8 protein-coding genes are annotated in these 25,010 nt (G+C 44.2%); all 8 read left to right on the plus strand.

The window, feature by feature from the left end:
• Positions 1-40 precede the first annotated feature (40 nt).
• The 8 genes from OW495_RS01980 (at position 41) to glpQ (ending at position 24,783) form a co-directional block, all read left to right on the plus strand.
• Positions 41-10,999 carry a non-ribosomal peptide synthetase gene (locus OW495_RS01980; protein WP_289884647.1) on the plus strand — a complete coding sequence of 3,653 codons (10,959 nt, stop codon included), beginning with the start codon at positions 41-43 and terminating at the stop codon, positions 10,997-10,999.
• Between the two features lie 50 nt (positions 11,000-11,049).
• Positions 11,050-16,578 (plus strand): non-ribosomal peptide synthetase, encoded by a 5,529-nt coding sequence (locus OW495_RS01985; RefSeq protein WP_289884798.1) that lies wholly within the window; start codon positions 11,050-11,052, stop codon positions 16,576-16,578.
• 160 nt (positions 16,579-16,738) lie between these two features.
• Positions 16,739-18,925 carry a TonB-dependent siderophore receptor gene (locus tag OW495_RS01990; protein WP_289884800.1) on the plus strand — a complete coding sequence of 729 codons (2,187 nt, stop codon included), beginning with the start codon at positions 16,739-16,741 and terminating at the stop codon, positions 18,923-18,925.
• Positions 18,915-19,892 carry a GNAT family N-acetyltransferase gene (locus OW495_RS01995; protein ID WP_289884648.1) on the plus strand — a complete coding sequence of 326 codons (978 nt, stop codon included), beginning with the start codon at positions 18,915-18,917 and terminating at the stop codon, positions 19,890-19,892. The genes OW495_RS01990 and OW495_RS01995 overlap by 11 nt, the downstream gene beginning before the upstream one ends.
• A 77-nt stretch (positions 19,893-19,969) precedes the next feature.
• Positions 19,970-21,259 (plus strand): lysine N(6)-hydroxylase/L-ornithine N(5)-oxygenase family protein, encoded by a 1,290-nt coding sequence (locus OW495_RS02000; protein ID WP_289884649.1) that lies wholly within the window; start codon positions 19,970-19,972, stop codon positions 21,257-21,259.
• Positions 21,260-21,597: 338 nt separating this feature from the next.
• On the plus strand, positions 21,598-21,852 hold the full coding sequence (locus tag OW495_RS02005) for a DUF3297 family protein (RefSeq protein ID WP_029223190.1): 255 nt from the start codon (positions 21,598-21,600) through the stop codon (positions 21,850-21,852).
• 422 nt (positions 21,853-22,274) lie between these two features.
• The gene (gene glpT / locus OW495_RS02010) at positions 22,275-23,648 is read left to right on the plus strand and encodes a glycerol-3-phosphate transporter (RefSeq protein WP_017107967.1); all 1,374 of its coding nucleotides are present in this window, start codon (positions 22,275-22,277) and stop codon (positions 23,646-23,648) included.
• 79 nt (positions 23,649-23,727) lie between these two features.
• Entirely contained in the window at positions 23,728-24,783 is a 1,056-nt protein-coding gene (glpQ, locus tag OW495_RS02015) for a glycerophosphodiester phosphodiesterase (protein WP_289884655.1), read from the plus strand.
• Positions 24,784-25,010 lie beyond the last annotated feature (227 nt).

Below are 25,010 nucleotides of genomic sequence, written 5' to 3' on the forward strand. Positions count from 1 at the left end.
GAGGATTTCTGCAACCAAATTTCATGTTTAGGTAATAAAAATGTCAGTGGATGATGAACAAATTTTGGATTCCGTAACGCCTTGGAACCCGCTCTCATACTCTCAACAACGCTTGTGGTTATTTCAGCAATTACAACCGATGAGCCTGGCCTATAACCTGGGTGGTTTACTTTGGTTTGAAGGTAAAGATATCACCGCTGAAAAGATCCAACATTCATTAAATGAAATGGTGTCGGCATTTCCCTCATTACGAAGTCAGTTTTCCGAAATTGAGGGAAAATCGGCTCAACGCGTCTTGCCTTTTAGTCCTGTTGATTATGATTGTATTGACATGCAGGGTGGCTCGGATGCGGTTGAAGTTATTAATCAAGATGCTCGCAAACGTTGGCAACAACCGTTTAATTTATTGGAAGGCAATCTTGCTCGCTGTTGTATTTATCAAGTCAGTGAACATCGCTTCGCTGTGTTGCTTGCCACTCATCACATCGTTACTGATGCTTGGTCATTCCAAATCAAAATTAAAATGCTAGTCAACTCAGTTGCAGGCAAAGCCTACAGTGGAAAAGAGGTTCAAAGTTATCTTGATTACGCAGCTGAGCAGGCTAGTACAGAAAAGTCTGATATCTATAAGCAACAGAAAGCGGCATGGATAGAAAATCAGTTTATCGGTGAAGAGTCGCTGTCGTTATCAAACCTGAATGACCAGTCGCAAGACACCTATGGGGCAAGACATGAACTTGTTCATTTATCTAAAGAGATCAATGATTCGATCAAGCTGTTAGGGAGTGAGCTAGGCGCTACTAAGTTTGAGGTGTTAGCGTCGGCAATGATGCTAACGTTACGCCAGTACTCTTCCAATGTTCATCCTTCTATATGTGTTCCAGCGCTAAACCGTAATGCTCAGAACCGAAGAACGGTAGGCTTCTATGTGAATAGTGCCGTGATGGGCTATCGCATTGATGCTGAAATGTCGTTGTCGCAGCTAGTCAATAATACCCACGCTTCTATGAAAGCATCGCTCGCATTTGAAAGCACGCCGCTAGAGGCGCTAGTGGGCGATTTACCGCTACCGACAACCGCTTTAAATTTTAGAAATCATGGTGACAAATTATCGATTAACACCAACGGAGTGTTTGCTGAGTTTGAAGAGTTTCCAGTATTAGAAACACCGTTTGAGTTGGTGTTGGATGTCATCAATAAAGGTGATGCTCCGCTGCGATTTGTCTATGCAAAAGAGAAGTTTACCCGACCGTTTATTACTAAATTTATCGAAAGTTTTAAGATTAATTTAGCGACCATTGTTCAATCACCTAACGCTGCTGTCGCCTCAGTTAATGCTTTATCAAGTAAAGACATGAGATTAATTGATCAATATGGTTCAGGTGACCACTTATGGCAATACCGTCCATTCACTGACTTAGTGACTGAACGAGCGTTTAAGTGCCCGAACAGCATTGCGTTAAAACACCAAAACGAGTCAATGAGCTACCTAGAACTAGAGACTCGCTCCAACCAATTAGCGCATTCTATTTTATCTCAAGGCACAGCGGCCAAATCACCAATCGGTGTGATGATGGAACGCGGTGTCGATATGATCGTCTCTATGATCGCAGTTTTGAAAGCTGGCTCGCCGTTCTTACCATTAGACCCTGATTATCCAACGGAACGATTAAGCTTCATGTTGGAAGACAGCGGGGCAGAATTACTTCTCACTCACTCAAAATCTAACGATAGATGTAGAGACGTCTTGAGTGGAGGTAACTGTGTCACTCAATTCTGTATTGAGAATGCAAAGCTTGCGAGCTTTCCTTCAGATAATTCTTTTAATCGCCCGTTGGCAGAAGAACTGGCTTATATCATCTATACCTCTGGTTCAACGGGAAAGCCAAAAGGCGTCACCATATCGCATGAAGGTTTGAGCATGCACGTTCAGACCATAGGCCAGCGCTATGGCATGAGCGAAGAGGACGTAGAATTACATTTCGCTTCCATCAGCTTTGATGGTGCCGTTGAGCGTTGGACTGTGCCATTAGCGTTTGGCTCAAAACTAGTGATTCGGGACCAAGAGCTATGGACTGCGGAACGAACCTGCGATGTATTGCAGCAAGAAAAAGTCACTATTGCTTGTTTCCCTCCGAGCTATGTAGGCCCGCTACTCGATTGGATTGAAGCGACGAAGCCTGCACTGTCATTACGTTCTATTACTTTAGGTGGCGAAGCCTTCACCCGCGAGACCTTTGATCGTATTCAAAATGTGTTAGCGCCGCCACGAATCATCAATGGCTACGGCCCAACTGAAACGGTGATCACGCCGATGATTTGGGAAGCGTATGCCGACGATATAATGAACAGCGCGTATGCACCGATTGGAACACCAGTAGGTGATAGGAAGTTGTATGTGCTTGACTCTGAATTAAGCCAAGTACCGTTCGGTTGCAGTGGAGAACTGTATATTGGTTCAGAAGTGGGCTTAGCTCAAGGGTACTTGAAACAGCCTAATTTAACCGCGGAACGCTTTTTACCCGATCCATTTTCAAGTAACGGCGAGAGAATGTATCGAACGGGAGACCTCGTACAGTGGCGTGATGATGGCGTCATGGAATATTTAGGTCGTGTTGACCAACAAGTGAAGATCCGTGGTTTCCGTGTTGAGCTCGGAGAGATTGAATCTCAACTTCAAGCGCTCTCTAGTGCGGAGTTTTGTGCTGTTGTTGATCACGAATCACCTACGGGTAAAAAGCTTGTAGGCTATGTCCAGCTAAACAAAGTTCAAAAAAGCAATGCCCAGTCAAATACGCCTCAATTGCAAAGTTCGAATGGAAATGAAGAATCACAATGGCTTGAACTGCTAGGGCAAACATTGCCTGACTACATGGTACCTGCTTGTATTATTGTTCAAGACAGATTGCCGCTGACTCCGGCTGGTAAGGTCGATAGAAAGGAGCTGTTTGCTCCTGATTGGACAGAGATACGCAGTGATCAAGGTGCACTTGAGACCAACCGACAAGTAATGCTTGCTGAAGTATGGTGTGAATTACTTAAAGTGAAGAGTGTTGGTGCGAACAGCCAGTTCTTCGCGTTAGGTGGTGATTCGATTATGGCGCTCCAGTTGGTCGGAAAGCTGCGTCAACAGGGCTACATGTTATCTCCTAAACAAGTCTTCGATTTTCCAAAATTACAAGATATGGCGGAGAACTTAGAAGAAGCACAACTTGTCGTAGCTGAACAAGACAAACTCCAAGGTGAAGTGGCGTTGTTGCCGATTCAGCAAAGATACATCAAACACTTTGAGTTAAGTCGTTGTAACCAATATATCCAGTTTAAATGGGACTATCCGTTTGATTTAGCAAGATTGACTAACGCATTCCGCGGCCTTATCGAACATCATGATGCGCTTAGATTACGTTTCTCTGCTGATACCGCAATTGGAATGACGGCAAATTACCAAGACGATGTTGAGTTTACGATTCACTCGTTTGATAGCGAGATAAATATAAACCAAGTTCAAACGAGCATAGACTTAATCAACGGTGTGATAGGTGCGGTTGGCATACGGAGTATGGACGGCTTAGATGAATCGGCCGAGAATAGTGAAGTGTTAATCGCTATTCATCACTTAGCAGTTGATGCGCTTTCATGGCCAGTCATTATCGAAGATCTCGTTAAACTGTACGTTTCAGAGCCTACATCAGAGCTTTCATATGAGCCAAGAGGTATTTCTAGTCCGCATCTACTTACGCAAAAGACGCATCATCAAGGAAATTGGGCAAATGCTTTAAATACACTGTCGATATCTGATGACCAACAAGCTTATTGGGCAGAACAAACCAAGGAGCCACTTTATTCCACGCCACGTGGTAAACCTATTTCGACACACTGGCATACGCCGTTATCAAAAATAGAAGCTCTGACAAAAGCTGGATTTGGCTTTGCACGTCTTACACAAGAACAAATAGTGTTCCTTGTGAGTACTTTAACCGTAAGCACGTTAAATCAAGGTAAAGCGTTAACTATTCATCGCGAATCGCATGGCCGTTTTACCGAGGACTCTGGACTCGATCTCAGCCGAACTGTCGGCTGGTATACCTCGTTGTATCCGCAAGCTATTCCGGTTCTTGATTCGTTGGAAGAGTGGGTTAAATCCATAAAAGACAGCTTTGATGCTGACCAACTTGGCGGAGTCACGTTCCACGCTGGTGTTATACAAAACCTTTGGCCTCATGTTGGCGAAATGGATGTGCTGTTCAACTATCTTGGTAATGCGGCTCAACAGATTAATGACGCAGTAGAGGTGACTAACACAGGCCTGTGGAGAGATGAGTCTAACACCGCAGACGCAGCCATTGTGATCAATGCGTCTGTGGTCAAAGAAGCATTATTGTGGGATATCGAATTAGACAATGGATGTTTCAATGAATTTGAAATTGATGTTTTACACGCGGCATTTGACAGCAGTATCGAACGTTTACATGACTTGTTTATAGAAGCCAGCCCTATATTGACGAAAGCCGATGCACCATTGGTCGATTTATCTCAAATCCAGTTTAAGCAACTTTGCGGGTGTGTGAGTACCGCTGCCGATTTACCTAGCACGATTCTACCGTTATCAACGTTACAGCAAGGCCTGTATTTCCACGCGAAGCTCTCTGATAGTGACAGCACTTACGTCAATCAAATCACATTGCCTTTGAACAATGTCCATGTGCCAAAGATGGTAGAGGCTTGGCAAGGTGTGATGCAAAGACACCAAATGCTACGTTCAACGTTGTTCTCATTTGATGGGAACGCTTATCTCGCGGAATGGGCAGAACTTGGCTTGGACTATGAGGTGTTGGATGTTCGTAAGCGCAGCCAATTTGATATTGAGGGATATAAGCAACTAAGGGTTGAGGGTGGCTTTCAATTAGAGCAAGTTGTCGAGCGTTCAAAGGTAAAACCTTTATGGCGTGTTGATTTCATTCAAACTCACGACCATCAAGTGCAGTGTATTTTCACGATTCACCATATCTTAATGGACGGTTGGAGTACGGGGGTGCTACTCAGTGATTTGTTCGCCTTGTACCAAGGTCGTGCTATTACTCCGGTCAAAGGTGAGTTTTCTGATTATCTGGCTTGGACGCAGCGCCAAGACAAAAACCAGTCTAATGAGTATTGGCAGCATTACCTCCAAGATATGGAATCACCGACGCGTTTGGCAGAATCCTTTGGACAATCGAACACTGAGGCATTTGATTCCAAGGTGTCTAGCTTCCATCGATACAATGATGATTATTCACCGGAAACCGTCAGCGAATGGTTACCTAAACTAAACCAAGCTGGTGTGACGCTCAATACGCTAACGCAAGCGGCTTGGTTACTGACATTGAATCGCTTTACAGGGCAAGAGGTTCCAGTATTTGGAAACACGGTAGCAGGGCGCCCAACAGAGCTTGCTCATAGTGATTCTATGGTTGGTTTGTTTATTAATACCTTGCCTATTGCGCACCGAGTTGACCTTTCAAAGCGAGTATCCGAATGGTTGTTGGATATTCAAACCTCATCAAGTGAACAGCGTGAGTACAGTTATTCATCGTTATCTGATATCCAAGCGCAGACGGGTTGGTCAGGAGAGAACTTATTCGACACCTTGGTGGTCTTCGAAAACTATCCGTTAGATGAAGCGCTTCTGAATAGTAAAGGTAACGACGAGTTTAGTATTGGCGAACCTGAAAGCTATGAATTTACTCATTACCCGTTAACCTTAGCAATTTTGCCGAGTGACTCACTTCGCATTGTTTTCGCGTACGACGAAAGTAAATTTACGTCTCAACAGATTGAAGTGCTTTGTGCAACTAATCGACATTATTTAACTCAGTTAGTGGGACACCTAGCCGAAGATTTAGGCCGATTATCTGAATTAGCTGAAGATCAGTTGCGTGAACTTAGGTCGTTTGACCGTCAACCGGAACCATGGGCATTTGAACCGTTTACCGACTTGGTTACAAAACAGATGTTACTGCGCCCAAATGATGAGGCGTTAGTCTCTAACGTTGAAGTCGAGAATGGCCTTCAAAGACAATCTTTAACGTACCAACAAGTGGTTGAACAAAGCGCTGCGATAGCTTCAAGGTTGATCACTGAAGGTGTAAAGCGCGATGATATTGTCGGTGTGCTGTTTGAGCGTGACTGTAATATGCTGGTCGTGATGATGGGCATCATGAAAGCGGGCGCAGCATTCTTGCCTCTAGATCCTTCTTACCCTCAAGAACGCTTAGACTTCATGATTCAAGACAGTGGCGCGCGAGTATTGATTCATGATGCGTTGAGTGAGTCTTTAGGGGATCAGATTGGGAACCAAGCGAAAATCATTAGTTATGACTCGTTTGATCTAACTAAAAACCTTAATGATACCCCCGTCATCTTGCCGGACCAACTGGCGTATATGATCTATACATCGGGTTCTACGGGCAAACCGAAAGGGGTCTGTGTATCGCAACAAGGTTTGAGCATGCATGTTCAAACCATAGGTCAACGCTATGGCATGACAGCAAGCGATGTTGAACTCCATTTTGCGTCAATAAGCTTTGATGGTGCGATTGAACGTTGGACTGTGCCATTGGCGTTCGGCTCTCGTTTAGTGATTCGAGACCAATCGTTGTGGAGTGCACAACAAACTTGTGACGTTTTGACTCGTGAACAGGTAACAATTGCGTGTTTCCCTCCAAGTTATGTGTTGCCGTTGTTGGAGTGGATAGAGGGTAGCGACCCAGAGCTCTATGTGCGCTCATGGACACTCGGTGGTGAAGCTTTCACTCGCGATACCTATTTCAGACTACAACACGTACTAAAACCAAAAAGAATTATTAATGGTTATGGCCCAACTGAAACGGTTGTGACTCCGATGATTTGGGAAGCGTATTCTGATACTGAGCTAGAAAGTGCCTATGCACCTATCGGAAAGGCTGTCGGAAACCGAACCTTATATGTGTTGGATTCTGCGCTCAATCGTGTGCCTACAGGTGTTGCCGGAGAACTTTATATTGGCGAAGAAGTCGGGTTAGCTAGGGGCTACTTTGAGCGTCCTCACTTAACATCAGAACGCTTTATTCCCGATCCATTCTCAAATAACGGTGAACGAATGTACCGAACCGGAGATGTGGTGAAATGGCGTTCAGACGGAGTGATGGAGTATCTCGGGCGTAGCGACGAGCAAGTTAAGATTCGTGGGTTCAGGGTTGAGTTGGGCGAAATTGAATCTCGTCTACAAAAGATCACAGGTTCAGAGCAATGTGCGGTCATTGCTTGTGACAGCCCGTCAGGCAAAAATCTGGTGGCTTATATTCAAAGCGATAACGTGCTGTCTAGCGAAGGTGCTTTACAAGATCTTGCAAAAGATCTTCCCGATTACATGGTACCTAGCCAAGTTGTCAAAATGGATAAGATTCCACTGACTCCAGCAAGTAAAGTGGATAAGAAACGCTTACCAATGCCGAATTGGCAAGAGGTTGTCAGCGCAGACTACATCGCGCCGATTGGTGAGATTGAGTTGACTTTAGCAAAGCAGTGGCAAGCGCTGTTTGATAAAGAACAGATAAGCCGTGAGGATGATTTCTTTGCCTTAGGTGGTCAGTCGTTACTGGCGACCCAGTTAGTTGGAAGGTTGAGTCAACAAGACGACATCAGATTATCATTACAGGCGGTGTTCGATGCACCAGTACTTAAAGATCTTGCTGCTCAATGTATGTTGACAGATGTTAGAAATAGGGGCGAAGTCGTCTCCTTAGCGCGAGCTTCAAGGCTGCCTTACATGCCAGCCTCCGCTGTGCAGAAGCGTTTATGGTTCGTGCAACAACTGTTGCCAGCCAGTGCTGCTTACCACATGCCTCTAGGACTTAAGTTCACGGGCAATGTGAACGTTGCCGCCCTTGAGCGTGCAATCAATGTGTTAGTTGAACGCCATGAGATCTTGAGAACTAACTTCAGTCAGGTTGAAGGTGAGCTCATGCAGTCTATCCATCCTGAGCGTGAGATCTGCCTTGGGATGCACGAAAGCTTAGTGTCCGATGAACAAAGACTCTTAGCATATAAAGAACTGATCGCTAAACCGTTTGATTTCGCTGAAGGCCAGTTGATTCGCTTTGATTGGATAGTAAGAGCTTCCGAGCGATCTAATGGTGTTGAACAGGCTGAGCTATTGATCGTAGCGCACCATATTATCTCTGATGGGATATCGATGCAGTTGCTGCTAAAAGAGTTAGCCGTCTGTTATCAATCGATGATTTCTGCATATTTAGAATCTGGGGAGTCAGCAGCTTTTGAGACTCCTGCTATTCATGATGTTCAATATGCAGATTATGTGAACTGGCAGAAGCAATGGCTTGAGTCCGAGGAAGCGAGTGAGCATAAATCATGGTGGTTGGACGCGTTGAAATACGATATCGACCCTCTAGTGCTGCACAGTGATGTTCCAAGAGAACAAACCGAAACACAAGGTCACCGACTTCACTTTGAACTGACGAATGAGCAAGTTTCTAATATCACTCAATTGGCAACGTCGCATAACACGACTCCTTTCACTGTAATGCTGACACTGTGGCATTTGTTGATGCACAAGTATTCCGGCCAAGAGCAAGTGCGTGTTGGTGTGCCGGTTGCTGGTCGCACACAACCTGAAACACAGACGATACAAGGGTGTTTCATCAACAGCTTGGTGAGTCTGGCTCAGTTTAATGGGGAGCAATCTTTCTCAGATTTATTGCATCAGGTGAAGTCTTTCACTGAGCAAGCTTTGGGCAGGCAAGACTTCCCATTTGAAATGTTGGTTGAATCACTCGGGATTACTGGGAATTTGCAATACCATCCCGTTTTCCAAACCAGTTTCAACTTCCAGCGCTTTGATGAGGCAGAGCTCTTTGATTGGCAAGGGGGGCTGGATGTTGAGCCATTTGATCCGGGTGTTGTGAATGCTCAGCTCGAAATCGGTATGGACATCCAACAGATGTCTGAGAGTAAGTGGCTTGGTTTCGTAAGCTATGTGTCACCGATTTTCACACAAGATTTCGTACAAGCGTTACTTGGTCATTGGTTATTACTTTTAGATAGGGTAGCTACAAATAGTGATGGGTTAGTTAGCCAACTTCATTTGATAGACGAGACAGCAGAGCAACAAAACCGAGCATTCAATGACACGTCCCTTGATTGGGGTGGGTTTGTGACGCCGTCACACAAGATTCAGCATCAAGTAGAGAAAACACCTGGCTCGATAGCGCTATCGATGCAAGGTAAAATTCTCACATATAAAGAGTTTGATAAGCGCGTCAATCAACTAGCAAACTGGTTACGAGATAAAGGAGTGAATTCTGAAACTCGTGTTGGATTAGGGCTTGAGCGTTCGTTTGAATTGGTCATTGGCTTACATGCTATCACTCGTGCTGGTGGTGCATATGTGCCATTGGATCCGAGTTATCCAGTAGAGCGACTGCAGTATATTCTGCAATCAGCCAACATTGACCTGTTATTGACTGACTCAAACTCGGTGCACTTGTGGCCACAAAGCCAAGATTGTGAGTATGTCGATTTATGCAAGCTTGATGTATCGGGACAACCTTCAGTACCACCTTTGGTTCACTGGCATCCAGAGCAGGCGTTGTATGTGATCTTTACTTCTGGTTCAACGGGTTTGCCCAAAGGGGTGGTAAACACTCAAGCTGCATTACAAAACCGTTTGAATTGGATGCAACAAGAATATGTACTCAATGAGTCCGATTGTGTGTTACAGAAAACCCCATTTAGCTTTGATGTTTCGGTATGGGAGTTCTTCTGGCCATTGATGACTGGTGCACGACTAGCGATCGCACCGCCAGAGGTTCATCGTCAGCCAAGTGTGTTGTCTGAAGTCATTCAACAAGAACAAGTGACCACACTTCACTTTGTGCCATCGATGTTGAATGCATTTTCGGTTGAAACCAATATCTCGGATTGTGTGTCACTCAAACGTATCATCTGTAGTGGAGAAGCATTGCCTGCCGATCTTGTAGAGCAGGTGCTTAGCCATGCGCCTGTCGAACTGCACAACCTTTATGGACCAACGGAAGCGGCGATTGATGTCACGTATTGGCCTTGTGAGTTGCCAGTTTCTAAACGTATCCCAATAGGTTACGCGATCAGCAACACGCAACTTTATGTCCTTGATGATAACTGGAACTCGGTACCCATTGGTGTGCCCGGTGAGCTGTATTTAGCGGGCATTGGATTAGCGCGTGAATATCTAGCTCGACCGGATTTAACGGCTGATCGATTTATACCGAATCCATTTGGAGAAGCTGGCAGTCGAATGTATCGCACTGGTGACCAAGTGGTGCAAATGGCCGATGGTCGTTTGGAGTATTTAGGTCGCTTGGATAACCAAGTCAAAATTCGCGGTTTACGAATCGAGCTAGAAGAAATTGAGAATGTGATCAATCAACTGGACTGGGTTGAAGAGTCTGCGGTGATCGCCTTTAAACACCAAACGGGCGATCAATTGGTTGGCTATGTCATCGACTCTCACTGGGAACAAGACAAGCAAGAGCTCCTGAAGAAACATCTATCTGAGCATGTTCCAGACTACATGGTGCCAACGATACTGATTGGGTTGGGCGAAATGCCACTCTCTCCTAATGGCAAACGAGATAGAAAAGCGCTACCAGCGCCTGAATGGCAATCAATCAAATACCGCGCACCGGAAACGGAGTTGGAATTGTGGTTTGCGACTAATTGGGAAGAGGTTCTAGAAGTCCCTCAAGTGGGCTTGGACGATAACTTCTTTGCTCTGGGTGGCCATTCATTATTAGCAACTCGAGTGGTAGCTAAGGCACATCAAGAGCTTGGCTTAGAGGTGGTACTTAAAGACTTTTTCGAAGCCAATAGCCTGCAGGCACTAACGGATAGCTTGCAAAATCAATATCAAACACAAAATGAACATGAACAAGACGAATTCGATGCCATGGCAGCATTGATGGACGAACTGGAGCTGCTATGAGCCACCTAAAAGATAATATCCAACTAGAAACAAAGAGTCACTCCAAAACGATGACTCAACCCAAGACAACGAGCCAAGGAAAAATCGACAAACAAGCATTAGCAAAACGCTTTTTATTATTGGGTAAACCAGAACAAATCAAGTTCATCGAACTGCTGAGTAACAAAGGCTTAGATTTCGAAAAGCTACCGATTGTATCGGTTGGTAGTGAACGACAAGTGGCGTTGTCCCCGGCGCAGCAACGCCTGTGGGATATCTATCGCTTAGATAAGGGGAACAGTGCCTATCACATGTCTGGCACGTTTCAGGTAAATGGAGATCTGGATACAGAGCGATTAACGCATCTCGTCAATCAAGTGGTGGATCGTCATGATGTGTTAAGAACACGCTTTATAACTAACGCCACGGATCAGGTTATTCAGTTTGTCGATAACGCAGCGGTTATGTATCCGGTGAGTGTTGATGCCAAAAGTTGGAATCAGCAGCAAGTTCTTGACGCTCAACAAGCGTTTATCGCAAAGCCGTTCGAGCTTGAGACTGAATTGCCGATTCGTATGCAGTGTTTGAAAGTTGATGACGGTGCATGGAAGTTACAACTCGTCATGCACCATATTGTTTCTGACGGTTGGTCGATAGGTGTGTTCTTAAATGAGCTGATAACTCTTTATCAACAAGGCGAACTACCTAAGTTACCGATTCAATATCGTGATTATTCTCACTGGCAGAGTGCTTTGTTAGATGCGGGGAAAGGGCATCAACATATTGAGTTTTGGAAGGGCGAACTTGCACTATCAGATTCAACCATGTTGTTTCCTTGGTACAGTGAAGTTATCCCAAATCAAAGACGTACTGCCGATGCTATCAGTTATGAATTGAGTGAGTTGCAATCTGGAAAACTCAAACAGATTGCCCGCCAAATGTCGGTGACAACGTCAAGCCTATGGTTAGGTGTTTGGCAGGCGGCTTTAGCGAAAGTCACGTATCGCGAAGATATTTCAGTCGGTGTACCGATGGCAAATCGCACACGATATGAGGTTTCCAATCTGATTGGCTTCTTTGTGAATACCATGGTGATTCAGCAATCTATAACGCCTAACAGCTCTTTATCTGATGTGATTAATGGGGCTCACGACAAAGTACTTGAGGCGCAAGAACATCAACTATTGCCATTCGATCAGTTGGTCAACGCTTTCAAGACTGAGCAAAACAATAGTGAGTCAAAGATTTACGACCGAAAAGCAGGACAAACACCCTTGTTTCAAGTGCTTTTTAATCATCAAAATTCATTGGCTGATGAGATTCAATTAGACAATCAACTTACGCTGTCGTCGGAAGATCAAAGTGGTGAATTTGCGTTATTCGATATTGCATTGGATGTTCGCGAGACTGAACTAAAAACGCGTATCGTGCTGACTTATTCCAAGGATCGAATCGATTCAGAAACCATGGTTGAGCTGAATGCCATACTTGAAAATCTGATTGGTGAGTTGGAATACAAAGCAGATACAAGTTTAGTGCAAATTAATCACCTGACGTCACATGATGCATCCGTGTTAGAAAGGCTATCGCAACCTGAAGGGCAATGGAGCTTTAAGTCAATTATAGAATTGATCGATGCTCAAATGAAAGCACAGCCAAATGCCATCGCATTAAAACATCAAGATCTTGAATTAAGCTATCAGCAATTGGATTCAGCTTCATCCCAACTCGCTTCCAAACTTATCGCCCAAGGCGTGCAGCGCGACCAAGCTATCGGCGTACTCTTTGAAAGAGGCGTAGAAATGGTTGTTGCTATGGTCGCAGTAATGAAAGCGGGTGGGGCGTTTTTGCCACTGGATCCAGATTACCCAACCGAGCGTCTGGCTTTCATGATTCAGGATTCTAAGGCTGGCTTTGTGATCACCCAGCAAGGCTTAGAATTACGTTGGCAATACATTCATTCTGAGTTTGATGTCTCCTCGTTTCAACCAGGTTCATTCGCTTATGGTTCACAAGACTTAAATAACTCACTAGATCAACGGTATGAACAAGACCAAGCAGACAAACAGAGTGAACTCGCACCAACCATACTCCCTGAACAGCTGGCTTACATCATTTATACGTCAGGCTCTACAGGTAAACCCAAAGGCGTGGCGATTAACCACATTGGTTTGTCGATGCACGTTCAAACCATTGGTAAACAATATGGTATGACACCAAAGGATGTTGAACTTCACTTCGCCTCAATTAGTTTCGATGGCGCCGTCGAGCGTTGGACCGTCCCATTAGCGTTTGGCAGTAAGCTCGTTATTCGAGATCAGGCGTTGTGGAGTGCAGAGAAAACTTGTGAAGTGTTATGTGATGATAAAATCACCATTGCCTGCTTCCCGCCTAGTTATGTAGGCCCTTTGCTAGATTGGATTGAATATCAAAAACCATCTATTAATGTGCGTTCTTGGACATTGGGTGGCGAAGCCTTTACCGCTGAAACCTATCAACGTTTGCAGAAGGTTGTGAACCCTCCTCGTATTATCAATGGTTATGGACCAACCGAAACCGTTGTCACACCGATGATTTGGCGCGCGTACCCGAAAGATAAACTAAGCAGTGCCTACGCACCTATAGGCCAACCTGTCGGTGAGCGTCGCTTGTATATCTTGGATGCACAGCTGAATAAGGTGGCGTTTGGCAAAGTCGGAGAGTTATATATTGGCGGAGAAGTGGGTCTTGCTCGTGGTTACTTGGAACAGCCTGACTTAACTGCTGAGCGTTTCATACCTGATCCGTTTACTAACAACGGTAATGGCAGAAACGAATCGATGGGCGAGCGGATGTATCGTACTGGAGATCTGGTTCGTTGGAATCATGATGGTGTTATGGAATACATAGGGCGTGTAGATCAACAGGTGAAGATCAGAGGGTTTCGTGTTGAGTTAGGCGAAATCGAAAGCCGCCTCCAAGCAATATCTAAGGTTGAACATTGTGTTGTGGCTGTGAAAGAAGCTGGTCAACAAAAACAGTTGTTTGGTTATTTGCAGAGTAGTGAACCTGATCGCTTTAAGCTTGATTACATTCTCGAAGCGCTTTCACGAGAGTTCCCTGATTACATGGTACCAAGCCAATTAATGGTGCTAGATAAACTTCCTCTAACACCGGCAGGAAAAATCGATAGAACAACTCTGCCGACGATTAGCGGGAACACCAAATCGATTGTGGCGTTTGTGTTACCTCAAACCGAACAAGAGGCGTTGCTCGTAGAGATATGGCAGCAACTGCTAGGTATCAAGGAAGTAAGCTGCTCGGATAACTTCTTTGCATTGGGTGGTGATTCTATACTTTCCTTGCAAATGGTGAGCAAAGTACGCATTGCGGGTTACAACTTAACACCACAGCAAGTGTTTGAAGCTAAATCCTTAAGTGATCTGGCGTGCATGCTTGATATCCATAAAGTGGCAAAAGAGCGTGTTCTGACTGAAGAACAGTTTGGATTGATGCCGATACAAGCACACTTCTTTGCTCAAGAGTTTACAGAGCCTGATCATTGGAATCAGCATATTTGTGTCGAGCTTAAACAAGACATGAATACTGATTACTTAGAGTTGGCGATTCAAGCACTGGTAAAACAACACCCAAGTTTGAGATTGGCGTTTAATCAGCATCAGGGTAATTGGAAGCAACAGTATCAACCTTATCAGGAACGTGAGTACCTATGGCGCACCTCGGTGGATTCTGAAGAAGCGTTTTCAGCGTTTGCGCAAGAGATCCATCAAAGTATGGACATCGGGGCTGGAAGGTTGATTCAAGCTGGATATGCAGAATTTAATGCAGCACCGAATCGTTTGATGATAGCGATTCATCACTTAGCTGTGGATGGTGTGTCTTGGCGAATTCTATTAGATGACCTCTGGAAAGCGTATCAACAACAAGTTGCAGGGCAAGTTATCGAACTGATGCCGAATTCGAGTGCAATGGATGAAACCGTTCAAGCAATTGATAAGTGGTCATCAAGCGAGCAAGGTAAGTTGATGCAATACTCTTGGCATGAATTAACCCAAAAATCGGCTGATTCCATAGAAAATAAACAAGAGATAATTCCTGCCTTTTACCAAGACAAACAAGTCTACAAAACTGAGTTATCGAATGATCTAACTCAAACGTTACTGCGTGTTTCAAACACCAGTAATGGCGATGTCCAAAGCGTGTTGATTACTGCGTTAGTGTCAGCATTGACGAATGAAGGGCAACCTGAAATTTCTCTGTATCTAGAGGGACATGGTCGAGAAGCTTCTGTTTTCTCAGGCGTTGATCTATCACGAATGGTAGGTTGGACGACAAGTTTGTATCCAATGATTGGGCATTTCCAACCAGATATTCTTGGTGTGCTCAACCAAACCCATGGCTATCTAGAGAGCGTTAAGCAAGATGGCGGTATCGGCTATGGCGTGAGGCATTTAAACAAAGGTACTACTGATAGTTATCGAGCAAGTGCAACGTTTAACTATCTCGGCCAGTACTCAAGTGACGGGTTTGCACACTGGTGTACGCCTATCGAAGACGGAAGCCTACCTCAATCTGGACTCAATCAGATGTTGACGCCACTTGTCGTCAATTCTCAGGTTGTGTCTGGGCAGTTAAGCCTGTCATGGGAATTTGCGAAAACGCATTATTCACTGGACGATATTCAACAAATAGCCGAGCGCTATGTCGAGCGTTTAACGGTGCTTGTCAGTGCTATGAATAAAGAACGCAAGACATTAAATACCAATCAATGCTCCGCGAATCCACGACTCGTGGAAAAACTCAATGACACGACTGACGAAAATGAGCCCCTATTCTGTATTCACCCGGTAACGGGTCGTGTGACGGGCTACCAGAGACTCGCACAAGCGCTTGAAGGCGATAGAAGCGTATTTGGCATAAAGTCACAGAGCTTTATATCAGAGAATTTATTTGATTCCTCGTTTAATGATATGGCCGACACCTACTACCAAACGATCAAACAGATCCAGCCTCATGGCCCTTATCGATTAGTTGGATGGTCATTGGGCGGGGCACTCGTTCAGGAAATCTCACTACGTTTAGAGAAGAATGGTGACGATATTGCATTCGTCGGGTTACTCGATTGCTATGTGCCAGGGACTGAAATTACTGAAGATCAGTGGGACTCACCAACCTCAAAAACCAAACTAATAGAGCATATTTCATTGCTGCTTGGTTCAATTACGGAAGCGCAACGGCAGCGATGTTTACAGTTGCTCGATTCTGCGCCTCCTCCAAGGTGGCCAGAAGTTTTTAATACATGGTTAGCGGAAAATAACTTCGACCACTACATGGCGGACAACGCAAAACAAATGCTCTATAGCTGGGCTGTTGAACAACACATGCGTGCTTTGTGTCGCGGTTATCAATTACCAAGCATAAAAACCCAGTTGCATTGTTGGTGGGCAGGGCAACCAAATGGGCGCTCAGAGCTGTTATCAAAAGGGTTGAATAAGCATAACGAACTCCAATATTCCGTTGTTGTAGATACTGATCATTTAGGAATTGTGCAGAACAATAAAGTAATCAAAGACTTATACAGGCATTTGTATTGTGAATAATTTTATAAATATCTATTGCTGAGATGTTTTTTTTTGAAAATTACGTGGTACACTTCGTTAAATTATTAATCGCAATGATAACCATTATCGTTATTGTTTGTGCTTTTATTACAATTGGTTCATAGCCGTATTGAAGGAGAAATATATGAATCGGCACTTTATGCGCACCCCAACAGCTCTTGCGGTCGCTTTAGTTATATCGTCAGGAATGGTTCAGGCCAACGAAGATGAAACCGTTGTTGTTATTGGTCAGCAGCTTGAAGACAGTTCAGTAGGTCCAGATTTTAGTTACGTGGGTTTAAGCAGTCGCACAGCAACCAAAACTGACGTTGCGATAGGTGAAACGCCGCGCGCTATTTCGATTGTGACTCGCGAACAAATGGACGATCGAGCGTCAATCAGTATTGCCGATGCACTGCAGTACACACCAAGTATTCAAGCGAACTACTTTGGTGAAGACAACAAGCAAGATTGGTTTGTTATCCGTGGTTTTCAGCAAGCAAACAGCGGCTTGTATCAAGATGGTACACGTTTGTACTCATCTGGCTTCTACAGCTGGCAAATCGACCCGTTTGGATTGGAGAGAGTTGAAATCTTACGTGGTCCAGGCTCTGCACTGTATGGTCAAACTCCACCAGGTGGTGTAATTAACGTTGTGAGCAAGCGCCCTCAATTTGACGGTGGTTCTGGTCAATTTGCTATCGAATACGGTACTGATGATCGCAAGCAAATTAGCTTAGATGTGAACTCTGAAGTTAATGACAAAATGGCGTTTCGTCTGCAAGCGCTTGGGCGTAAAAATGGCAGCCGTGTCGATGGTGTAGAAGCTGAACGCATTTTCATCGCTCCTTCTCTGGCTTATAAATTCACAGACGACACAAAAATTACATTACTAACGAGCTACCAGAAAGACGATTCTGACCCGTACCTACAGTTTTTACCAATGGAAGGAACGTTAACCTCGAATCCAAATGGCAAAATCAGTGATAGCACTGCAGTAGGTAATACAGATTGGGAAACGTTCGAGCGTGAACAACTGTCATTAGGTTATGAATTTGAACATCATTTCAATGATAGCACCTACTTCATGCAGAACACACGTTACAGCAAGATGGACATCAACCTTCGTCAAATGTACACGGTTGGCTATGCGAAAGACTTGGGCTTTCCTGACCCCACAAGCAGTAATATTCTACGCGGGGCTACTACTGAAGAAGGCTCGTCTGACGCATTTAATATCGATAACCGTATTGTGCACACCTTTACCACTGGCATCGTAGAACATACTTTGTTGGCTGGTATCGATTACCAAAATATTGATATCGATAGTAAGGACTATCCTACAGACGGTGTTGCATTTAATCTTGGCTCAGACCCATTTGTCGCAGTTGATGGAAACCTACTGTTTAACATTTTTGACCCTACATATGGCAACAATGTCGCTTTGATCAATCCGGTTAGCCAGCAACCGTATACAGAGTCGGATCGTGAAACGACTAAAACAAAAAACCACCAATTGGGTCTGTATTTACAAAACCAAATGATGATTGCTGACAAATGGGCTGTTCAGATTGGTGTTCGCTATGATGATTCTGAAAACAAGACACATAACACAACAACCGGAGCTAAGACTAAGGTTGATAACGAAGAGTGGACAACTAACCTCGGCGTTGCTTATTTGATGGATAATGGTTTTACGCCTTATGTTAGTTACGCACAGTCGTTTAATCCTATTATCGAACTCGATGACAATAAAAACCCTGCGAAACCAGAACGTGGTGAGCAATACGAAGTGGGCTTGAAATACCAACCGCGTAGTTTCGACGGTTATTTCAACATTGCAGCGTTTGAAGTATCGAAAGAGAACTTGAAGAGTAGGTACACAAATCAATTCACGCAAATTGGTGAAGTCCGCAATCGTGGCATTGAACTAGAAGCGGTGGCAAACGTAACCGAAGCATTGACTTTGATTGGTAATGTGTCGTTCATTGATTCTGAAATTACCGAGGATGCAAATAACAGTATTGTAGGGAACACTCCGTCACAAATTGCTGATCAACTGGCTTCGGCTTGGGCAAACTATCGCTTCTTGAGTGGTCCCCTAGATGGACTAACCGTCGGTGCTGGCGCGCGTTACGTTGGCGATTCGTATGCCGATAATACAGAAACTAACGTTGTTCCTTCTTACACATTGTTTGACGCAACACTGAGTTACCGAATCGAAGATTACAAGTTCCAAGTTGCAGCGAAGAACTTAGCGGACAAAGAATACGTGGCGACTTGCTCTGGTTCTTGTTTTTACGGTGACCGTCGTAACGTAATTGCGAGCGTAACCTATGACTGGTAAGCACCAGCCTCTGAACACTCTGCCCGATGGGCAGAGTGTTTCTTTAAGTGAGGAACAAGACCGTTACTGCGTTGAAGTCAGTTCCGGTGTGGTTGAAGTTGTGCGTGAAACAAACCAGTTCTGGCGTTTAACTCAAATGACAGCGTTAAACACGGAGCAACTTTCTGCTTTTGCACTTCTATTCTCTGCTAACCCCGAAATTCGAACGATTGAGCTTGGGCTGTTTAGAAGTGAAGTATTGGATTCTTTGTGCTTTGAAACTGCTGAGGGCTTAAAGGTGCTATGGCGTGAAGCCATTATGCAAGTTCCTGAACTTTGGCTTAAGAATCGACACCGAACGCTTTACCCCCATAAACAAATCCTCGACGCTGCAGGGTATCACCCAGCTAGACCAAAGCCCTTGTTGGGTGAGTTATATCGCCGTTATATTCCCGACCTTAACGCTGTTCTCACTCTAGAAGGCTTAGATGTCGACAAACACTTAACCTTCTTCAATAAGTGGCAAAACAGCCAGCGTGTAGCGAATTTCTGGGAGCAAACGGGCTCACTGGAAGAACACAGAAAGTACTTAGAAGATTCAGTTAAAAACAACAAGAATCAGCTTCTTGTTGTGTGTTTAGACAATCAGCCTTTCGCTTATATCGAAGTGTACTGGACCAAAGAAGACCGAATCGCACCTTATTACGCGGCGGGAGATTATGACCGAGGTATTCATATGTTGGTCGGTGAAGAATCCCACCGTGGTGCACATAAAGTTGCTGCTTGGTTGCCTTCTGTTTGTCACTTCATCTATCTATCAGATCCCCGTACAGAAAAGATTGTTAGCGAGCCAAGAGCCGATAACGACAAGATGATCGGATATCTGCAGAAATATGGATTTGCCAAAGTAAAAGAATTTGAATTTCCGCATAAACGTGCGGCTTTAATGTGTCAGTTGAAAGACAGCTTTTTCAGTAACGAGTTCTAATAATTAAGCGGCAAGTACTGGGAAAGGGAGTTGGAAGAGGGTGCTTTGTACTCAAAGAAATTATTATGAGGTTATACATGACGAAACAAATTAAGGAATATGATGTTCTCGGAGTGGGCTTTGGTCCTGCTAATTTATCGATAGCCATTGCTTTGGAAGAGCAAGCTAAAGATAAAGGCTTAAGTTATTGCTTCTTGGAGCAAAAGTCTCATTTTGAATGGCACGGCGGCATGTTGCTTGATGGAACAAGAATGCAAATCTCTTGTTTGAAAGATCTGGTGACGTTACGAAATCCAACCAGTCCATATTCATTCGTAAACTATTTACACACTAAAGACCGGCTAAACGCTTTCATCAACCTAGGCAGCATGAACCCTTCTCGTGTTGAGTTTAACGACTACCTGACTTGGGTTGCTAATCAGTTCTCAGAACGCGTAAATTACGGCCAGCGAGTGATTGATATTGAAGCGATTGATGAAAACGGTCATAGCTCCAAAGTAAAAGTGACCTCTACCGATATACATGGTAATCAGACAGTTCGAATCGCTAAGAACCTTATTGTTGGGATGGGAGGGATGCCGAAGCTTCCAAAACAGTTTGAAGGTCATGATAACGAACAAATCATCCACTCCTCGAAGTACAAAGCGTGGCGTGAAACATTTAAGCCAAACTCAGAGCCAAAAATCGCTATCGTGGGTGCTGGGCAGAGCGCCGCTGAAATATTCGTTGATCTTACAAACCGTTATGCGGATGGTGAAGTTCACATGGTTAACCGCCGCTTTGCATTGCACCCAGCTGATGACAGCCCGTTTGTAAACGAGGTGTTTGACCCTGAGTTTACTGACCATATGTACCAAAGCACACAAGAGCAACGTGATCACATTCTTTCTCGCTTTAGCGCGACCAACTATTCAGTTGTGGATACCGAGGAGCTTAACGCGATTTATGAGCTTCTTTACTTGCAGAAAGTAACGGGGGAAGGTAACCATCAACATCTACGTTGTCATGACATCCAAGAAGTGGCAATGAAAGACGATAAAGTAGCGTTGCGCTTAAATAACACGATAAACAAAACACAGGCATGGAATGAATACGATGCGATCATTCTTGCTACTGGTTATCGATACGATGAGTTCAACCAAATGCTCAGCTCGATTGAACCCTTGATTGATAGCAAATCGGTAGGGCGTTCATACCAATTAGACATGAAGTCAAACTGCGAGGTTAAGATTTTCCTACAGGGTTGCTGTGAATCTTCTCACGGTCTGAGTGATACGCTGCTTTCTGTGTTGGCTGTGCGTTCTAAAGAAATCGTCGATGCGCTTCTTTTTAGTTCTAACCAAACGGTTGAGACTGATAAAGCGTAATCAACATTGCTACGTAGCGCCGAGCCCTTGAGCTTGGCGCTAATTTGCTAGATACATCGATAGCTTGCCTATTTTCATACTCGTTCGCTACTTTTTGCTTATTCCTACCAATAATATTATTACACGGATTTCAGTCATCGTTATTCTCAGCTCAATACTGGATTGTGTTACTGATGGGTTTATCTTGCATTCAAACAGAGCAACTACCGCTGCTAAATCAAACAACTAGACGCTGATTAAAACGATCAAGACGATTTATTGCAGCAGTTGTTGAGCACAAAGCCTATATTGACTAGAATGACGCACTTTTTTTATTTACGTACATACAGGTAATGAACATGAGCGATACTAATTCAAGACCAGCTTTACCAGATCATCTTGCAGGTAACCCACGCAGCCCACACCACGTGGCTGAGTGTTTCGAATACCCAATCGGCATTCGTCTAAATGGTAAAGAGCGTACTGATGTTGAAGAATACTGCATCAGCGAAGGTTGGGTTAAGATCCCTTCTCCAAAAGCGCTAGATCGCTTTGGCCAGCCAATGCTTATTACTCTTAAAGGCACAGTAGAAGCTTTCTACATCGAAGATTAATCACTTCGTGTAACTCGATAATGTCGAGTACAAAACGCTGTTATATAGAAGGGTCTAGAGAAATCTAGGCCCTTTTTTTATCCTTATTTACACCGCCTTACATATAGCTTTAATCGATTCAACAGTCGTTTAGATGAATCTCGCATTACCAGTTTAACTCTTCTTCCGTTCGTTATTTGTTCATTCGAATTATTGAGCGTCTCTAAAGAACCTTCCAAAAGTAAAATACACAAACGAAAATATGAAGCGTAGTCTAATTAAATGAAACTAAAATGCTGTATTTAAAGTTATTTTTTGTTAATGGCTATCTCTATCACAGAAATTAATCCTGAAGCACATACAATGCCCTGGCTTTCGAATGAGCGCTTAATTTTTTCGTTCGAGCATTTTTATTTCTATCGCCCAATACACATGAGGTTCCTATGTTTGGAATATTCAAACCTATGGCGCATATCGATCGCTTATCTACCGATAAGATCGATAGCACCTACACACGATTACGATGGCAGCTTTTTCTCGGCATCTTTGTTGGTTATGCGGGGTACTATTTAGTCCGCAAAAACTTCAGTTTGGCGATGCCATATCTTATTGAACAAGGGTATAGTCGCGGAGAACTCGGGGTTGCTTTGGCCGCGGTTTCCATTGCTTACGGTTTATCTAAATTTTTAATGGGCAGCGTTTCTGATCGCTCTAATCCTCGTTATTTCCTCAGTGGCGGCTTGTTAATGTCGGCATTGGTCATGTTCTGCTTTGGTTTCATGCCATGGGCGACAGGCAGCATCACTGCGATGTTTATCCTACTGTTCTTGAATGGTTGGTTTCAGGGCATGGGCTGGCCAGCTTGTGGGCGAACCATGGTTCACTGGTGGTCACGTAAAGAACGTGGCGAGATAGTGTCGGTATGGAACGTTGCTCACAACGTCGGCGGCGGTTTGATCGGTCCAATGTTCTTATTGGGTCTTTGGGCTTTTAATGACGACTGGCGAACCGCTTTTTATGTTCCTGCATTTTTTGCCACTCTCGTTGCTATTTTTGTTTGGTTCACCGTAAGAGATACACCTCAATCTTGTGGCTTGCCGCCGATTGAAGAACATAAAGACGATTACCCAGACGACTACGATACGTCTCATGAGAAAGAAATGACGGCGAAAGAGATCTTCTTTAAGTACGTTTTCTCTAACAAGTTGTTGTGGTCAATCGCGATTGCTAATGCGTTTGTTTACCTCATCCGTTATGGCGTACTTGATTGGGCTCCGGTCTACTTAAAAGAAGCAAAAGACTTCTCAGTAGATAAATCATCTTGGGCTTACTTCTTGTATGAGTGGGCGGGTATTCCTGGAACGCTACTGTGTGGTTGGATTTCAGATAAGTTGTTTAAGGGCCGACGCGCACCAGCAGGGATCCTGTTCATGGTTCTCGTTACTGTCGCTGTATTAGTGTACTGGCTAAATCCGGCAGGTAACCCAACGGTTGATATGCTGGCACTTATCGCGATTGGTTTCCTTATCTATGGACCAGTCATGCTAATTGGTTTGTATGCACTTGAACTTGCACCTAAGAAAGCGGCAGGTACGGCTGCAGGTCTTACTGGCTTGTTTGGTTACCTAGGTGGCGCAGTTGCTGCTAATGCCGTGCTTGGTTTCATGGTTGACCATTACGGTTGGGATGGCGGCTTCATTATCTTGGTCGGTGCTTGTGTTGCTTCAATAATTTGTCTGCTTTACGCCTTCTTAGGAGAGCGTGAACACCACAAACAAAAAGAACTCGAACAACAGAAAGAAGCATTAACTCAATAGTTCATTAACTGGACAACGTCATACTAGTAAACAACAGAGGCAGGTATATCCTGCTTCTGTTTTATCAAGGGAAACAATAATGAAAACAACGTCACTGTCTCTGACTTTATTAGCACTTAGCTTATCTGCAAATGCGTTCGCCGATCCTTTAGTGATTGCGCATCGCGGTGCGTCTGGTTATTTGCCCGAGCACACACTACCTGCTAAGGCACTCGCTTACGCAATGAAACCTGACTACATCGAACAAGATGTCGTGATGACCAAAGATGACCAACTGGTGGTATTGCATGATCACTATTTAGATCGCGTCACCGATGTTGCTGACCGCTTTCCAGATCGCGCACGAGCAGATGGCCGCTATTATGCGATTGACTTTACGCTTGCTGAGATCAAATCATTAAAAGTGACAGAAGGTTTTAACCTAGATGAGCAAGGCAACAGAGTGGCAGGGTACCCAACACGTTTCCCTATGTGGCAGTCAGATTTTCGCGTTGCTACTTTTGCGGAAGAAATTGAACTGATTCAAGGCTTAAACAAAACGCTGGGTTATGACGTGGGTATCTATCCTGAGATTAAAGCGCCTTGGTTCCATCGTCATGAAGGCAAAGATATCTCGAAAGCGGTGCTTGCCACCTTGCAGCAATATGGTTATCTATCAAAAGAAGACAAGGTATATCTACAGTGTTTTGATGCCAATGAGCTGCAACGTATTAACGATGAATTAATGCCTGCGATGGAAATGGATCTTAAGCTTGTTCAGCTGATGGCCTATACAGATTGGAACGAAACCATGACTTACAAGGGCGATAAAGCGACGCCGTACAGTTATGATTGGATGTTTGAGAAAGGCGGCATGGCAAAAGTCGCTAGCTACGCAGATGGCATTGGTCCATGGAAGCCTATGCTGGTGGATGATGCATCGACCAAAGATAACATCATTATTAAACCATTGATGAAGTCAGCAAAAGACGCGGGCTTAGACGTTCACCCGTACACGTTCCGTGCCGATCCGGGAAGAATCCCAGATTATGCGGATAACTTTGATGGCATGTTGGATGTCTTTTACAACCAAGTAAAAGTCGATGGTGTGTTTACCGATTTCCCAGACAAAGCGGTCGACTTCTTAAATCGTTAATTTCCTGCTTAGATACTAGTAACGAAATACGAAGAGCTAAAAGCACTGTCTTAAGTCGCTTTTAGCTCTTCATGTATTAGTCTTAAACTCCTACCCATATTCTTCTTTCTCAGCCCACATTTTCATATTCACTCAGTTTACAGCCATAACGTGGCTTGATAGGTTATTTCCAATGCAGTCAAATGCTTAATCTATAAGTATTTATCGACTCGACCTTATATTGAATT

The organism is Vibrio sp. 14N.309.X.WAT.E.F5, from assembly GCF_030397615.1.
In the GTDB taxonomy this organism is placed as follows: Bacteria; Pseudomonadota; Gammaproteobacteria; order Enterobacterales; family Vibrionaceae; genus Vibrio; species Vibrio lentus.

What these genes read in the sequence shown, in the direction of transcription:
- OW495_RS02005 (WP_029223190.1), top strand. Translation starts at nt 21,598, where the DNA reads ATGAGCGATACTAATTCAAGACCAGCTTTACCAGATCATCTTGCAGGT.
- glpQ (WP_289884655.1), top strand. Translation starts at nt 23,728, where the DNA reads ATGAAAACAACGTCACTGTCTCTGACTTTATTAGCACTTAGCTTATCT.
- glpT (WP_017107967.1), top strand. Translation starts at nt 22,275, where the DNA reads ATGTTTGGAATATTCAAACCTATGGCGCATATCGATCGCTTATCTACC.
- OW495_RS02000 (WP_289884649.1), top strand. Translation starts at nt 19,970, where the DNA reads ATGACGAAACAAATTAAGGAATATGATGTTCTCGGAGTGGGCTTTGGT.
- OW495_RS01995 (WP_289884648.1), top strand. Translation starts at nt 18,915, where the DNA reads ATGACTGGTAAGCACCAGCCTCTGAACACTCTGCCCGATGGGCAGAGT.
- OW495_RS01985 (WP_289884798.1), top strand. Translation starts at nt 11,050, where the DNA reads ATGACTCAACCCAAGACAACGAGCCAAGGAAAAATCGACAAACAAGCA.
- OW495_RS01980 (WP_289884647.1), top strand. Translation starts at nt 41, where the DNA reads ATGTCAGTGGATGATGAACAAATTTTGGATTCCGTAACGCCTTGGAAC.
- OW495_RS01990 (WP_289884800.1), top strand. Translation starts at nt 16,739, where the DNA reads ATGCGCACCCCAACAGCTCTTGCGGTCGCTTTAGTTATATCGTCAGGA.